Origin of the sequence: Solidesulfovibrio carbinoliphilus subsp. oakridgensis, assembly GCF_000177215.2 — a bacterium.
Classification (GTDB): Bacteria; Desulfobacterota; Desulfovibrionia; order Desulfovibrionales; family Desulfovibrionaceae; genus Solidesulfovibrio; species Solidesulfovibrio carbinoliphilus.
On the sequence record NZ_CM001368.1, the window covers coordinates 2,317,821 to 2,331,384 of the forward strand.

The following is a 13,564-nucleotide window of genomic DNA, read 5'->3' on the forward strand; positions in this document are numbered from 1 at the left end:
GTGCGCTTCGGGCAACGGTGTGCTAGGACAGGGAAAACAGCAGGAGGCAGGCATGGAAGTCTATACGCGGCAGACCATCGTCAAGTACGGGGTGGGATTCGGTTCGTCACTGGCCATGGCGGTTTCGTTTTCGCTCAACAAATCCATCTTCTGGGCCATCCTCCACGGCATCCTGGGCTGGCTCTACGTCTTTTACGCCTGGATCTTCAAATCGTACTAGGCGGCAGGATCCGGGCGAAGTCGCCGGTTGCGGCCGGCAGGCCGTGGACGTGCCGGGCGCAGGAGAGCCAGGCCCGCGCGTCCCGGCCGTCGGCCATGACGGTGTCGGCAAGGCCGCGCCGTACGCAACCCTATCCCAATACGCGCCAGACATACCCCTCCTTCCCTTCCCCCGTTGAGGCGGGTCCGGAGGGGATCATCCCCTCCCCAGCCACAACCCGCCGGCCAGGGCGGCCAGCTCGCCGGCCACGATGGCCGCGCCCAGGAAATCGCCGTTGATGCCGCCGTTTTTCCGGGCCAGCCGGGCCAGGTTGTAGAGGATCACGCCCAGCAAAAGACATCCCCAGGCGAGCGGACCGATCCCGGCCCAGGCGATGCCGCAGAAGGCGGCCACGGCCACGGCGATGGCCGTGTTGCGGCCGGTCGCCCCGGGCAGGCACATCGCCCCCAGCCCCGGCCGGGCCAGATCGCGGCAGAAGCGCATGAGGACCACCGCCCCGGTCCGGCCGAGGACCGGAGCAAAGGCCAGCACCCAGACCCGGCCGACGCCGAGCAGTTCCGCGCCGAGACAGACCTGCCCGAGCAGGGCCACCACCAGGGCCATGCCGCCAAAGGCCCCGATGCGGCTGTCCTTCATGATGGCGAAAAACCGGTCCCCGGAGGCGAGGCTGCCCCAGGCGTCGGCCACGTCCGCGAACCCGTCCAGGTGCAGGCCCCGGGTCAGGGCCAGATTGGCCACGGCATAGACAAAGGCCCCGGCCAGGGGGTGGCCGCCGAAAAGCCCAAGGGCCAGGGGCAGGGCCAGCACCAGGCCGAGCGTGGCCCCGACTACCGGAAAAAGCGGCACGCAGGCGGCCATGTCCGGGTCGCGCACCGCCGGCCCCAGGCGCGTCAAAAAGCCAAGCGCGGCCAGATACTGGCGAACGATCCCCACCCTATGCCTCCCCGTTCCACACAAGCGTCACGGCGTCGCCCGCCTTGAGCCCGAGTTTCGCCGCCGCCGAACCGCCGGCCACGGCCAGTTCCAGATACCCCTGGCTGCCGCCCAGGAGGCCGACCGCCCCCGCCGCCAACTCCCCGTACGTCGCCACCGGCACCAGCGGCACGGCCCGGGGCGCAACCAGCGCCGGCGCGTCCGGCAACCGGCCGTAGCTCCCGACGTCCAGGTTCAAGACCACATTGCCGAACCGGTCCACGGACAGGACGCACCCCTCCACCGTGTCCCCGTTCCGCTGGGGCCACAGCCCCTCCAGGCGCACCGGATCGGCCCCGGTCCAGACCGAAGCCACGGCCCGGGCCTCCTCGCCCATGGCCAGCCGGGCGGCCAGCGGGGCGAACACATCGCGCCCGTGGAACGTGGCACTGGCCGACACCACGCGCGGCGTGGCGTCGTAGAGCCGGCAGCCGCTCTCGCTCCCGCAGACCAGCGTCAGCAGGCCATTGTCCGGCGCCAGCACCCACCGGCTGCCGACTTCCGCCAGCACCACCCGCCGGTCCGTGCCCACGCCCGGGTCCACCACCGCCACCGCCACCGCGCCCGGCGGCAGCCACGGCACGGTCGCGGCCAGGAAGAACGCGGCCTGGGCCAGGTTTTGCGGCGCCACGTCGTGGCTGATGTCGAGGAGAGCCACGCCCGGCGCGGCGGACAGCAGCACGGACTTCATCTGGCCGACGTACGGGTCGGACAGGCCGAAGTCGGTCAAAAGGGCTATGAGGGGTGCCTGTCGCATGGTGTTGGAGCACGGTGGAAGAGGTGTCGAAACCCTGTAATTCTTGAAATGTGTTCAAGTGCTCGGGGCTCTTCCTTAACAGTCTGGAACGTAAAATCCCGCGAAAAACCGCAAATGATCAACCCCGCTCCCCTTTTCGGGGGGTCCGGGGGGGATGATCCCCCCCGGCCGCCGGAGGCATCTTCTGCCTCCTCCGTCTCCCTCCCGGCTATTCGTCGTCGCCGGGCTGGTCGAAGGAGGGGCGGTCCTGGTTGCGGTCGATGGTAATGGAGAAGGCGACGGAATAGAAGTGGTGGAAGAAGTCGACGTATTCGACGTAGACGTCGTTTGGCACGGTGAGCATGGCCGGGGAGTAGTTGATGATGCCTTTGACGCCGGCTTCGATGAGGAAGTTGGCGGCGCGCTGGGCCCGGTTGACGGGCGTGGTGATGAGTCCGATCTCGATGCCGAGTTCCTTGACCGCGTCCTTGAGGCGGCGGGTGCAGACGACTTCGAGGCCGGAGACTTCCTCGCCGATCTTGAACGGGTCGCAGTCGAAGGCGCCGACGATGTCGAAGCCCCGGAACTTGAAGTCCTGGTGGCGCAGGAGGGCCTTGCCCAGGTTGCCGACGCCGACGAGGGCGCATTTCCAGACCCGGTCGACGCCGAGCGAGTGCTTGATGGAGTAGATGAGGTCCTGGACGTGGTAGCCGACGCCCCGGACGCCGAACTCACCGAAATAGGCCAGATCTTTTCTGATCTGGGAGGGATTGACGCTGCAGGCGCGGGCGAGGAGCTCGGACGAGACGACTTGCGAGCCTTCGCGTTTGAGCGTTTCCAGCACTTGCACATACATGGCCAGGCGTTTGATCGTGGCCTTTGGGATGTGTTCGCTTTTCAAGGCGGCATCCTTTGGTGCGTGCTGGGGAGCGGGTTGAAAAAAAAAGGAGGCCGGGGTCCCCGGCCTCCTTTTCCGGGTTGTCTAATTAGCCGGTGATGATCTTCGCGAACGGGTGGGCGAAGAGCAGGATCAGGCAGACGACCAGGGCGTAAATGGCCAGCGATTCGATGAAGGCCAGACCAAGGATCAGGGTGACGGTAATTTTTCCGCCAGCCTCAGGATTGCGGGCGGTGCCTTCGCAGGCGGCCTTGAGGCCCAGACCCTGACCAAGACCGCAGCCGGCGGCGGCCAGGCCCATGCCGATGGCGGTGGCCCAGGAGATGGTGCCGATGGCGCCCATGGCGCCGGCGGTGTCGGCGGCGAAAGCGGCGGTGGCCAGGGCCAGCAGGGCGGCGGTCGAGAAGATGGTCATGAAAGCCTTACGCATGTCGATCCTCCTGAGAACAGGTGTTTAATGTTAACGGTCCGAAGGACCATTTCCCCCGATTCTAGTGCGCGTGTTCGAGCGAGCCCTTGAGGTAGATCATGGCCAGCATGAAGAACACGAAGGCCTGGATGCAGTCGGCGAGCGAGAAGAGGAAGTACATCGGGAAGGTGCCGACCACCGGAGCCAGGGCAAAAAGGAGCACAAGGACGATTTCCTCACCGCGCACGTTGCCGAACAGACGCAGCGTGAGCGACAGCGGACGGGCCAGGTGCGAGATGATTTCGATGGGCAGCATGAGTGGCACCAGCCACCAGAACGGTCCCATGAAGTGCTTGATGTACCCGGCGCCCCACATCTTGATGCCCCAGAAATTGTAGTAGGCGAACACGGTCAGCGCCATGGCGGCGTTGGTGTTCACGTTGTTGGTCGGGGAATCGAGGCCCGGGACCAGGCCGATCAGGTTGGCGGTGATGATGAAAAGGAACAGCCCGCACAAAAACGGGAAGACCTTGCGGCCCTTCTCGCCGATGTTCTCGACGACGAAGGACTCGAGGCCACCGACCACGACTTCGAAGAAATTCTGGAATCCGGTCGGCACCATCGCCAGCTTGCGGGTGGCCAGCATGCCCAGGATGATGAGCAAAATCATGGCGAACCAGGCGTAGATGACGTTGGTGTCGATGACCTGGGCGTGGAAGACGTCGTTGAGCTTGTAGAGCCCGACACTCTTCGCAGCCTCGTCGACGAGCAGAATCGGATGCGGCAACCCACCAGCCATGTCCTATGCCTCCTTTCCCGTAAGCGTTTGGTGCGTCTTGGAGCCGGCGTGGCGCCAGACACCCCAGACGAGGAAGTTAACCACCACCGTGGAAATGCCGGCCAGAAGCGGCAACGGCAAAGCCCCGAACCATGCGATGCAGGCAAAAAGCGCCACGCCCGAGACGGTCAGCCGCAGGTAGAACCTGGCCAGCACCGCCATGACGGCCTCACGCTTGTCCACATACCCCGTTATCCGCTGCCCGAACCGGGCCAGGGAACAAAAATTGGCCGTCACGATGACGGTTCCCGCCGCCAACGACCAAGCCGCCACCGACACCCCGGACAGGGGCAGGGTCACGGCCAGCACCAGGGCGGTCAGGACGAGCTGGTTGCGGACCAGGCCGCGCACTTCGGGGTGGATATACCCCCGGCGCAACAGCCACCGATCCAACCGGTCCCTAAGATTTTTCATCATCACCGCCATCGTCGTCCTGGTGCGAAGCGTCGGCCTTCTGGATTTTTTTCACTTCAACCATCACGTTCTTGAACCCGGCCACGATGCCGAGGACCAGAAACGTCAACAAAAGCCATGGCTTGGTGTCCAACCACCGGTCCAGCCACCAGCCGATGAAAAGGCCCACAAAGGTGGCGGACACCAGATTGAGCCCCACCACCGAAGCCGAGGCAATGGACTCGCGAACACTCTTGTCCTTGATCAGCCTGCGAAACACCATGCCCTCCCGGCGTACGGCGGGGTCGGGTCCCCGTGGTCCCGGCCCGGAAGAGCCATTGCTCGTGCACAAGTTCACAAGTCGCGAAGGCCTAGCACGGCCGTTTGCCAAAAGTCAACGGCGACCTTCCGATTTCCGCGAATTCCACCCGCCGGCCGGCGCTCTCCGGCCCGGCCGCTTTCCTACAACCCCGCGCCGACGCCGGCAAGCCGTCCCGCGTTTTTAGTTTCCACTTTTTGACGGTTCTTCCATGACAAACGCCGCTTCTTCCTGTAAGGATGGGGATAGCGGAAAATCGTACCGCCAAGGAGGGAATCAATGAAGCGTCCCCTGTTTTCGCTTGTGGTCCTGTGCCTGACCCTGATGGCCGCCACCGCCGCCCTGGCCCAGACCCAGATGTATTGCGTCAAACCCGACGGCATGCCCGTCGCCGCCATCGTCCTGCCCTACGGCGACAGCCATGATCCGAGCGTGGTCTGCAACGCCGTCGTTCCCCAGTGCTACCTGACCTGCGGCGCGGTGCTGCACGTCCAGTACGGCGGCATGACCACCCCGCCGCCCAACCTGCCCACCATCGCCGTCACCCCGCAGATGCTCCAGAACATCGGCAATCCCGCCCCCGAAACGCCGGCCATGTGCAACAGCCAGTACCAACAGTGCGTGGCCCAGTGTCGCGGCGACCGGGCCTGCATCGCCTCCTGCCAGTCCACCCGCTCGGGCTGCGGCACCGCCAACAGCGCGCGCCAGCGGGTCCCGCACCAGTAAATAAGGAAAGATGCCTCCGGCGGCCGGGAGGGGATTTTCCACCCCCTCCCGGACCCTCCCCAACGGGATGGACGGATGGGCGGACCGCGAAGGCGGACCGTCTATCCGTCTTTCTCCTTGGGGTGGATGACGATGGTCCGTAATGGCGAAACTCTTCTAAAAGTCTTGTACGTAAAATTCCTTTAAACTCGCCCCGTCCCCGGGGCGACGGGCCTGTGTGGCCGGAATCGGGTTGACGTGCTGGCCGGCTTTGCGGCCAGTGTCGCCAACCCGATTCCGGCCGCACCGACACACACCCGCCCAAGGCCACCACCCCACCCGCTTCCCCCAACTCCCGTCCACCCCGTTCGGGGGGTCCGGGGGGGATGATCCCCCCCGGCCGCCGGAGGCATCTTCCTCTTCTCTCCCTTCTCTCTCCTCTCCCGCCTCCGCCGGCGCCTATGCCGGCGCCTATGCCGGCGCCTTCTCAGGCGTGCGGATCAGCTGGGTGAAGGCCAGGGAGACGACGCCGAGGCCGACGCCGATAAAAAACGGAATCTTGTAATCGACCATCCAGAGCACGCCGCCGAGCACGGGCACGACGACCGCCGCGATGTGGTTGATGGTGAATCCCATGGCCATGCCCGAGGCCACGTCTTCGGGGGCGGCGATCTTCTGGTAGTAGGTGCGCACGCCGACGGAGAAGTTGAAGATGAGGAAGTCGAGGACGTACATGATGCCGGCTGTGATGTGGGAGTCGGTGTAGGCGTAGGTGAGAAAGACCAGGATCATGCCGCCGTATTCGATGGAGAGGAGTTGGCGTTCGCCGAAGTGGTTGATGGCCCGGCCGATCATGGGATTGAGGAAATAGTTGATGGCGTTGTTGATGACGAAAAGGATGGTGATGGACTGGATGGAGTAGTCGAATTTTTTGACGAGGAGATAGACGGCGAAGACGATGAAGATCTGCCGGCGGGAGCCCTCGAGGAAGGTCAGGAGATAGTAGAGCCAGTACTTGCGGCGCAGGTACATCTTTTTTTTCTGGGGCGGGACGTTGGTCTCGCAGGGCTTCTTGAAAAGCCCCCAGACGCCGACGGCGGCCACGACCGCGCCGGTGGCGGCGAACATGCCGGTGTAGCCCATGGCGTCGGCCAGGAAGTAGATGACCACGCCGACGGCGATGTTGGCGAGCGCCCCGACGGCCCGGATGCGCGACAGCACGACCGGGGCCTCGAAGGTGTTGAAGTGCTGCAGCGTCAGGGACTGGTTCAGCGGCTCGTAGTAGTGAAAGCCCGTGGACATGACCAGCGTGGTCAGGGTCAGGCCCCAGAAGCTCGGGAAATAGCCGGTAAGGCACAGGCCGAGGCCGAGGAGGAGGACGGCCAGGGAGGCGGCCCGCTGTTCGGAGAAGACCAGCAGCACGTAGACCACGAGCATGGACAGAAAGCCCGGCACCTCGCGGATGGACTGGACGAAGCCGATCTGGTCGGCCCCGAGATGGGCGGCTTCGACGGCGAAGTTGTTGATGAGCGTCTGCCAGGCCTGCAGGCCGGCCGTGGAGGCGATGGTCGAGACGAGGAGGAAAAGCAGGATGTCGGCCCGGCCCGAGGCGCGCAGGGCCGTGCGGGTGAGGGCGTATTCCGGCCGGTCCGGATTGTCGCAGTGCTTCACGGGATGATGTCCGGTTTGTGGTGGTCGAGCCAGAGCTGGAGGACGAGCAGGGTCCAGAGCTTCTTGCGGTGGTCGGCCGCGCCGCCGACGTGTTCGGCCACCAGCCGCCCCACTTCCTTGGGATCGAAGAGGCCCTGCTCGCGCAGGTGCTTCTCGCCCAAAAGCGCGTCGACCTGGGGCCGAAGCTGCCCGCGCAGCCAGGAGGCGACGGGGATGAGAAACCCGCGCTTGCCCCGGCCGAGGATCTCCTTGGGAAGCAGGCCGGCCACGGCTTTTTTAAGCAGGTATTTCCGCTTGGCGCCGCGCAGCTTGTAGCGCGACGGCAGGCGGCAGATGAATTCGGCCACGTCGCGGTCGAGGAAGGGAGCGCGCACTTCGAGGGAGTGCATCATGGAGCAGCGGTCCACCTTCACCAGGATGTAATCGAGCATGTACTGGCGGGCGAAGGCGTAGCCGACTCGGGCCAACGGATCTGCGGCCGGGTAGGCCTCGAAGAGGTCCCGGGTGGGGGCGAAGAGATTTTCCGGGGCCAGCAGCCCCGGGGCGGGATGCCGCCAGAGAGGCGCCTGGGCCTCGGCGGTAAAGGCCGAAAGCCAGGTCTGGACGCGCAGCCACGGGGGGGCGGCGGCCCCGGCCAGGAAGGTGTCGGCCACGAAGCGTGGATTGATGTAGCCGGCCGAGTGCGGCAGGAGCCCGGCCAGGGGCTCGATGACCCGGCGGCGCAGAAAGGGCGGCAATCTGTCGTAGCCGGCGGCTAGGTTGAAGGCGGGAAAGTATTCGTAGCCGTAAAAAAGCTCGTCCGGGCCGTCGCCGCCCAGGGCGACGGTGACGTTTTCCCGGGTCACCTGGGAGAGAAGATAGGTCGGCACGATGGACGGGTCGGCCATGGGCTCGTCGAAGCGGGCCACGATTTCGGGCAGAAGCGACCCGCAGGCGTCGGCCGAGAGAATCCGCTCGTGGTGGTCCGTGGCAAAGCGCGAGGCCACCAGCCTCGCGTAGCGCGACTCGTCGTAGGAGGCTTCGGAAAACCCGATGCTGAACGTCTTTATGCGCGAGACCATGCCGGCGGTCAGGGCGGCCACGGTGGAGGAGTCGATGCCGCCGGAGAGAAAGACGCCAAGGGGCACGTCGGCCACCAGCCGGCGCTTGACGGCCTGGGCCAGAAGCAGGCGCAGCCGGTCGCACAGTTCCTCCTCGGAGGCCTCGGGCTCGGGACCGGGCAGCGGCATGTCCCAGTAGGCGGCGGTGGTGAGCCGGCCGTCGCGGAAAAGAAGCGAGTGCCCGGGTTTGAGCTTGTAGACGTCCCGGTAGATGGTCTCGGGCGTGGGCACGTATTCGTAGGCCGCGAATCGCATGAGCGCTGAGACGGGCGTTTGCAGGCGCAGGAAGGGAAGCTGGCGCAGGGAGGACAGTTCCGAGGCAAAGGCCAGGACGCCATCCTGCAGCGTATAATAGAACGGCTTCTTGCCGAACCGGTCCCTGGCGGCGAACAGGGTGTGGGTGGCCTTGTCCCACAGGGCGAAGGCGAACATGCCTTCCAGATCGTCGAGGCCGGCCGGGCCGTCGAGGAGCCAGGCGGCCAGGATGGCCTCGGTGTCGGAATTGGTCCGGAACTTGAACCCCCGGGCGGCGTAGCGGGCCTTGAGCTCGCGGTAGTTGTAGATCTCGCCGTTGAAGGTGACGACCACCCGGCCGGTCGGGTCCTCCATGGGCTGGGAACCGGCGGCCAGGTCGATGATGGAGAGCCTGCGGTGACCGAGGGCGGCCGGCCCTTCGAGGACCAGGCCCTCGCCGTCCGGGCCCCGGTGGGCAAGCGTGCCGGTCATGGCGGCCAGCCAGCCCAGGCGCGTGGACTCGGGCGGAAGCGGCGCGTGACCGGGCCAGACGAAGCCGGCGATGCCGCACATGCTAGGGCCGCCTCCCGGGAAGTCCCGGAGCAGCGTCTGGGCGCGGAAACATTTTCGGGAATCCCATGTCAGCCCTGCCTGCGTCCGGGCATGGCCGCGAAGAAATCGAGAATGGCCCGGGTGTTGGTTTCGGGATCGAACATGGCGGCCACCCGGTCCCGCCCGGCCGCGGCCAGGGCCAGGGCGCGGCCGCGGTCCGCGGCCAGGTCCATGATGGCGTCGGCCAGGGCTTCGGGGTTGCGCTGGGGCACCAGCCGGCCGGTCACGCCGTCCTCGACGACCTCGGGAATGCCGCTGACGGCGGTCGCCACCACGGGCAGCCGGTGGGCCAGCGCCTCCATGATGACGTTGGGGATGCCGTCGCGGTCGCCCGAGGCGTGGATCACGCTTGGCATGACGAAGATGTCGCTGGCGGCGTAGAGTTCGCCCATGCGGTCGTGGCTGACGAATCCCGGCAGAAAGACCCGGGCCCGCAGGCCGTGGACGCGCAACCGGCGGCGGATGACGGCCGTGGGCCAGGGCATGCCGGCCCCGACCAGGGTCAGCTGGAAGGGAAAGCCCCGGCGGGAGAGAAGGGCGCAGGCGTCGAGCAGAACGTCAAACCCCTTGGTGCGGCAGAACCGGCCCACGGCCAAAAGCCGGTAGGGCGGCTCCATGTGGACCGGGGACTCCGTTTTGCCGGAAAGGGTCAGGCTGTTGTAGATCTGGCGGATCTTGCCGGCCGCCTCCGGGACCAGTCCCGAGAGGTAGCCGATGTTGGCCTTGTTGTTGGTGTGGATGGCGGCGGCGGCCCGCATCTTCTCGGCCAGGGCCCCGTCCGCGGGGTAGATGTCGCCGGCCCGGGCGGAAAAGGAAAAAGGGATGCCGGACAACGTGGAGGCCACCCAGGCGGCCGTGGCCGGGCCGTTGGCCCAGCCGGCGTGGATATGCTGGATGCCCCGCTCCAGAAACCGCCGGGCCAGGCTGAAGCCGGCGCACATGGCCCACAGGTTTTCGCCCGCCACCTCCAGACAACTCCAGCGCCGCCAGGGGATGGTGGCCAGGAGGCGCGCGGTGACGACCGGCCGCCGGACCGCCCACCAGGCCATGTCGGCCAGGATGGCCGGGACCTTGGCCAGGCCGAGCCGGCTGACGGTGGGTGCGACGTGCCGCATCTGGGCCGACAGGTTCCTGTCGACCGCGCCGTAGAGGGCGTAGACGGAAAACGGCATGCCCGCGGCCTTGGCGTTTTCCACTTCCCGAAAGATGAAGGTTTCGGAAGGCAGCGGATACCACAGCAGGATATAAGCAGTTTTTGGAAGACTCAAAATTTTGGCTCGCCCTGTCCGAGGCTTGGCGTTTGGGAATGACGCCGGCTATGTAGTCCAGGGAGCCGGGGCCTGTAAAGCCGTGGGCGGTTTGCCGGCCAAACGGCTTGCACAGGAGGCGGCTTGCGGCTAAGCATACGGTTGGGGCCTGCCGCGTCCGGAGGTCGCCGCCCACGACAGGGGATGGCTTCGCTATATCGCGGCACCAACGGCAACGGCATCGAGGATGGCCATGGCGCAAACCAATATTCTGCTAGAGACTGGGACCAACGAGCTTGAGATCATCGAATTCTACATCGATGAGGCGACCGAGCCGGGGGTCAAGCCGTACCGGGCCCACTACGGCGTCAACGTGGCCAAGGTGCTGGAAATCATCCGCCTGCCCAAGGTGACGGGCATGCCGCAGACGCCGCATCCCTGCGTGATCGGCACGTTCAACCTGCGCTCCCGGGTCATTCCGCTCATCGACCTCAGCATGTGGCTCGGCAAGCCCATGGCCCGCGACGAGAACACCAAGGTCATCGTCTCGGAATTCAACAAGGTCATCAACGCCTTCATGGTGTCCGGCGTCACCCGCATCCATCGCCTGAGCTGGTCCGAGGTCGAGCCGCCGTCCGGATTCGTGGCCTCGTTCGCGGCCAACAATTTCACGGGCGTGGTCAAGTTCCCGGACCACATCGTCCTGCTCCTCGACATGGAGCAGATCATCTGGGACTTAAACCCGGCCCTGGCCATGCGGACCGAGCGGGAACACGCGGCCGCCATCCCCGCGCCCGACCGGTCGGCCTACAAGACGCTGGTGGTCGACGACTCCAATTCCATCCGCCGGCTGATCGCCTCCTACCTGGAAAAAGACGGGTTCGAAGTCCTCCAGGACATCAACGGGCAAAACGCCTGGGACCGGCTCCAGGCCTGGAAAGGCGAGGCGGCCCGGGGCGAGCGGCCCCTGGCCGAGAACGTCAACCTGGTGGTCACGGACATCGAGATGCCCTCCATGGACGGGCATACCCTGTGCAAGAACATCAAGGACGATCCGATCCTCAAAAGCCTGCCCGTGGTCCTTTTCTCCTCGCTCATAAACGACCAGCTCTACCACAAGGGATTGTCGGTCGGGGCCGACGACCAGGTGACCAAGCCCGAGGTCGGCACCCTGGCCGAGCGGGCCCGCAAACTGATCGAGGACCACCGCTAGCCGGTCCCCGAAAGGCCGGGGCTTTTTTCCATGCGGATGTTGCTCATTGTCCGCGAAGGCCGGGCCAGGGACCGTTTCATCGAGGAACTGAACCTGCTCGGCACCGACTGCGACGTGGCCTCCACCACCGGGGAACTGCTCGCGGCCACGCGCCACGGCCACTACAACGGGGTGCTTTTCGACGTGCCGACCATCGTGCGGGCCAGGGACTGCGACAAAAAGCTGCTGCAGGGCCTGGCCGAGATCTATCCGTCGGCGCGCCTCAAGCACGATCCGCACACCGACGCCATCTACGCCCTCGGCACCCACGCCGGCCCCGGGTCCCTGGACGGCCTCTCGGTCTTCGTGGCCGCCTGCCGGGATTTTCTGCCCCGCAGCCTGCGCCGGGGGGAGCGGATCGGGGTCCACCTGCCGGCCGTCCTGTGGCGCGCGCCCCCGGACGGCACGGCCGCCGGCGAACGGACCTCCACCGTCAACGTCTCCTGGCTCGGCTGCTTTCTGTTCACGGTATCGGACTGGACCAAGGGCGAGGCGGCCTGGGTGGAGTTTCCGGGCGTCCTGGCGGATCCGTTGCGCACCCGGGTGGCCTGGCACGAGCCGTGGGGCCGGGGACGGGCCATGCCCGGCGTGGGGCTGGCTTTTTGCGACATGCCCGAGGCCCTTGGCGCGGAACTCAGGCGTCTTGGTTGCAAGCCCGTCGATTTCGAGGTTGCTTCCGCGGCAAAAGGGCCTTAGGAAGCGCTTTCGCGGAGGGATGGCCGAGCGGTTTAAGGCGGTGGTCTTGAAAACCACTGGCGGGGCAACCCGTCCGGGGGTTCAAATCCCTCTCCCTCCGCCAGTTTTCGGGCCAGGATTCCCACTCCTCCTGGCTCCGGAGGTACGTCCCGACCCATGGCCCGCATCCTTTACGGCGTGCACGGCACCCAGCACGGCCACGCCATCCGCGCCCTGATCCTGGCCCGCCATCTGGCCGGGCTCGGCCACGAGTTCCTGTTCGTTTCCAGCGAAGAGGGGGCCGGGCTTCTTTCGCGCGAGTTCCGGGTGGAGCGGTTCGAAAACCCGGGCACCCGGTACAAAAACCAGCGCCTGGATACCCCGGCCACGCTCATGCTCGCAGCCCGGACCCTGGCCCGGCGCGGCTCGGAGCTGGCCCGGCTCAAGAAGCTGATCGAGGACTTCAAACCCGACGCCGCCATTTCGGACTACGAATACTTCGTGCCCATCGCGGCCAGGCGGGCCGGCATCCCCTGCCTGTCCATCGACCACCAGCACGTCATCTCCTGCTGCGACCACGACCTGCCGCTCACCCTGCTGCCGGGCTACTGCGGCATCCGGACCTCGATCCGGTTTCTTTTTTCGGCCTGCACCGACTATCTGGCCATCTCGTTCTTCAAGCCCCCGGTCAAAGCCGGGGCCCACGCCCGGGTGGCCCCGGCCATCCTGCGCCAAAGCGTCCTTGACCGGACCCCGACCGAGGGGAGCCACATCCTGGTCTACCAGAGCTGCGGCATCTGCGACGCCTTTGCGCCGTACCTGCGGACCATGGACCGGGAGTTCCGGGTCTACGGGTATAAAATGGACAAGGTCGACGGCAACCTGACCTTCCGGAACTACTCCGAGGAGGGGTTCCTGGACGACCTGGCCTCGGCCGCCTACGTCCTGTGCGGCGGCAGCCACAACCTCATGAGCGAGGCCCTTTTCTACGGCAAGCCGGTCCTGTCCTTTCCGGTGGCCGGGGCCTTCGAGCAGCAACTGAACGCCCTGTATCTCGAACGCCTGGGCTATGGCCGGGCGGCGGACATGGCCCATTTGTCGCCGTCCCTGCTGCCGGATTTCGAACGCGATCTGCCGGCCATGCGCGGGCGCATCGCCACCGGCGACTTCTGCGGCAACGACGCGGTCTTCGCCCTGGTCGAGGCCTTCTTGCGCGACGGCGCGTTGCCCGGAAGGTCCTAGGCCGCTTGCCCTTTCCTGTCCGGTGCGGCGGTTATCGCGGG

At 66.2% G+C, this 13,564-nt stretch carries 14 protein-coding genes, 1 tRNA gene and 1 pseudogene; 6 read left to right on the forward strand and 10 right to left on the reverse strand.

The features are described from left to right. The first annotated feature begins 52 nt into the window (after positions 1-52). Positions 53-220, forward strand: coding sequence for a hypothetical protein (locus tag DFW101_RS19805; RefSeq protein WP_009181402.1), 168 nt, complete (start codon positions 53-55; stop codon positions 218-220). Between the two features lie 195 nt (positions 221-415). Here the strand turns inward: DFW101_RS19805 and DFW101_RS10035 are convergent, their stop codons facing one another. The 7 genes and pseudogenes from DFW101_RS10035 to DFW101_RS10065 form a co-directional block, all read right to left on the reverse strand. Continuing rightward, the gene (locus DFW101_RS10035) at positions 416-1,153 is read right to left on the reverse strand and encodes an adenosylcobinamide-GDP ribazoletransferase (protein ID WP_009181403.1); all 738 of its coding nucleotides are present in this window, start codon (positions 1,151-1,153) and stop codon (positions 416-418) included. A gap of 1 nt (position 1,154) precedes the next feature. Continuing rightward, positions 1,155-1,949, reverse strand: a complete 795-nt coding sequence (locus DFW101_RS10040) for an SAM hydrolase/SAM-dependent halogenase family protein (protein ID WP_009181404.1) — start codon at positions 1,947-1,949, stop codon at positions 1,155-1,157. 208 nt (positions 1,950-2,157) lie between these two features. After that, a pseudogene (locus tag DFW101_RS10045) lies at positions 2,158-2,838 on the reverse strand (redox-sensing transcriptional repressor Rex); the annotation flags it as partial. A 76-nt stretch (positions 2,839-2,914) separates the two neighbouring features. Next, positions 2,915-3,256, reverse strand: coding sequence for an ATP synthase F0 subunit C (atpE, locus tag DFW101_RS10050; RefSeq protein WP_009107005.1), 342 nt, complete (start codon positions 3,254-3,256; stop codon positions 2,915-2,917). Between the two features lie 61 nt (positions 3,257-3,317). Then, positions 3,318-4,034, reverse strand: a complete 717-nt coding sequence (gene atpB / locus DFW101_RS10055) for a F0F1 ATP synthase subunit A (protein WP_009181406.1) — start codon at positions 4,032-4,034, stop codon at positions 3,318-3,320. A 3-nt stretch (positions 4,035-4,037) separates the two neighbouring features. Next, entirely contained in the window at positions 4,038-4,490 is a 453-nt protein-coding gene (locus DFW101_RS10060; RefSeq protein ID WP_232285960.1) for an ATP synthase subunit I, read from the reverse strand. Further along, on the reverse strand, positions 4,474-4,746 hold the full coding sequence (locus DFW101_RS10065; RefSeq protein ID WP_009181408.1) for an AtpZ/AtpI family protein: 273 nt from the start codon (positions 4,744-4,746) through the stop codon (positions 4,474-4,476). Before DFW101_RS10065 ends, DFW101_RS10060 begins: the two co-directional genes overlap by 17 nt. A gap of 318 nt (positions 4,747-5,064) precedes the next feature. Here DFW101_RS10065 and DFW101_RS10070 point away from each other — a divergent pair, with 318 nt between their 5' ends. Beyond that, the gene (locus DFW101_RS10070) at positions 5,065-5,511 is read left to right on the forward strand and encodes a hypothetical protein (RefSeq protein WP_009181409.1); all 447 of its coding nucleotides are present in this window, start codon (positions 5,065-5,067) and stop codon (positions 5,509-5,511) included. Between the two features lie 450 nt (positions 5,512-5,961). Here DFW101_RS10070 and DFW101_RS10075 read toward each other — a convergent pair whose 3' ends face one another. From DFW101_RS10075 to DFW101_RS10085, 3 genes are all read right to left on the reverse strand, one after another. Further along, the gene (locus DFW101_RS10075) at positions 5,962-7,161 is read right to left on the reverse strand and encodes an MFS transporter (protein WP_009181410.1); all 1,200 of its coding nucleotides are present in this window, start codon (positions 7,159-7,161) and stop codon (positions 5,962-5,964) included. Further along, the gene (gene asnB / locus DFW101_RS10080; RefSeq protein WP_009181411.1) at positions 7,158-9,068 is read right to left on the reverse strand and encodes an asparagine synthase (glutamine-hydrolyzing); all 1,911 of its coding nucleotides are present in this window, start codon (positions 9,066-9,068) and stop codon (positions 7,158-7,160) included. Before asnB ends, DFW101_RS10075 begins: the two co-directional genes overlap by 4 nt. 68 nt (positions 9,069-9,136) lie before the next feature. Continuing rightward, a complete protein-coding gene (locus DFW101_RS10085; RefSeq protein ID WP_009181412.1) occupies positions 9,137-10,375 on the reverse strand; it encodes a glycosyltransferase family 4 protein in 1,239 nt (412 codons plus the stop codon). Between the two features lie 232 nt (positions 10,376-10,607). Between DFW101_RS10085 and DFW101_RS10090 the strand changes: the two genes are divergently transcribed. The 4 genes from DFW101_RS10090 to DFW101_RS10105 all read left to right on the forward strand — a co-directional run bounded on the left by DFW101_RS10090 (position 10,608) and on the right by DFW101_RS10105 (position 13,523). Continuing rightward, entirely contained in the window at positions 10,608-11,567 is a 960-nt protein-coding gene (locus DFW101_RS10090) for a chemotaxis protein (RefSeq protein ID WP_009181413.1), read from the forward strand. A gap of 30 nt (positions 11,568-11,597) precedes the next feature. After that, on the forward strand, positions 11,598-12,302 hold the full coding sequence (locus tag DFW101_RS10095) for a PilZ domain-containing protein (protein WP_009181414.1): 705 nt from the start codon (positions 11,598-11,600) through the stop codon (positions 12,300-12,302). A 13-nt stretch (positions 12,303-12,315) separates the two neighbouring features. Next, positions 12,316-12,405, forward strand: a tRNA-Ser gene (locus tag DFW101_RS10100). Between the two features lie 53 nt (positions 12,406-12,458). Further along, a complete protein-coding gene (locus DFW101_RS10105; protein WP_009181415.1) occupies positions 12,459-13,523 on the forward strand; it encodes a glycosyltransferase family protein in 1,065 nt (354 codons plus the stop codon). The last annotated feature ends 41 nt before the right edge of the window (positions 13,524-13,564 follow it).

Bases quoted from the DNA above. Each gene is read 5' to 3' on its own strand.
- DFW101_RS10105 (WP_009181415.1), top strand. From the start codon at position 12,459: ATGGCCCGCATCCTTTACGGCGTGCACGGCACCCAGCACGGCCACGCC.
- atpE (WP_009107005.1), bottom strand. From the start codon at position 3,256: ATGCGTAAGGCTTTCATGACCATCTTCTCGACCGCCGCCCTGCTGGCC.
- DFW101_RS10090 (WP_009181413.1), top strand. From the start codon at position 10,608: ATGGCGCAAACCAATATTCTGCTAGAGACTGGGACCAACGAGCTTGAG.
- DFW101_RS10095 (WP_009181414.1), top strand. From the start codon at position 11,598: ATGCGGATGTTGCTCATTGTCCGCGAAGGCCGGGCCAGGGACCGTTTC.
- DFW101_RS10060 (WP_232285960.1), bottom strand. From the start codon at position 4,490: ATGATGAAAAATCTTAGGGACCGGTTGGATCGGTGGCTGTTGCGCCGG.
- DFW101_RS10040 (WP_009181404.1), bottom strand. From the start codon at position 1,949: ATGCGACAGGCACCCCTCATAGCCCTTTTGACCGACTTCGGCCTGTCC.
- asnB (WP_009181411.1), bottom strand. From the start codon at position 9,068: ATGTGCGGCATCGCCGGCTTCGTCTGGCCCGGTCACGCGCCGCTTCCG.
- DFW101_RS19805 (WP_009181402.1), top strand. From the start codon at position 53: ATGGAAGTCTATACGCGGCAGACCATCGTCAAGTACGGGGTGGGATTC.
- atpB (WP_009181406.1), bottom strand. From the start codon at position 4,034: ATGGCTGGTGGGTTGCCGCATCCGATTCTGCTCGTCGACGAGGCTGCG.
- DFW101_RS10070 (WP_009181409.1), top strand. From the start codon at position 5,065: ATGAAGCGTCCCCTGTTTTCGCTTGTGGTCCTGTGCCTGACCCTGATG.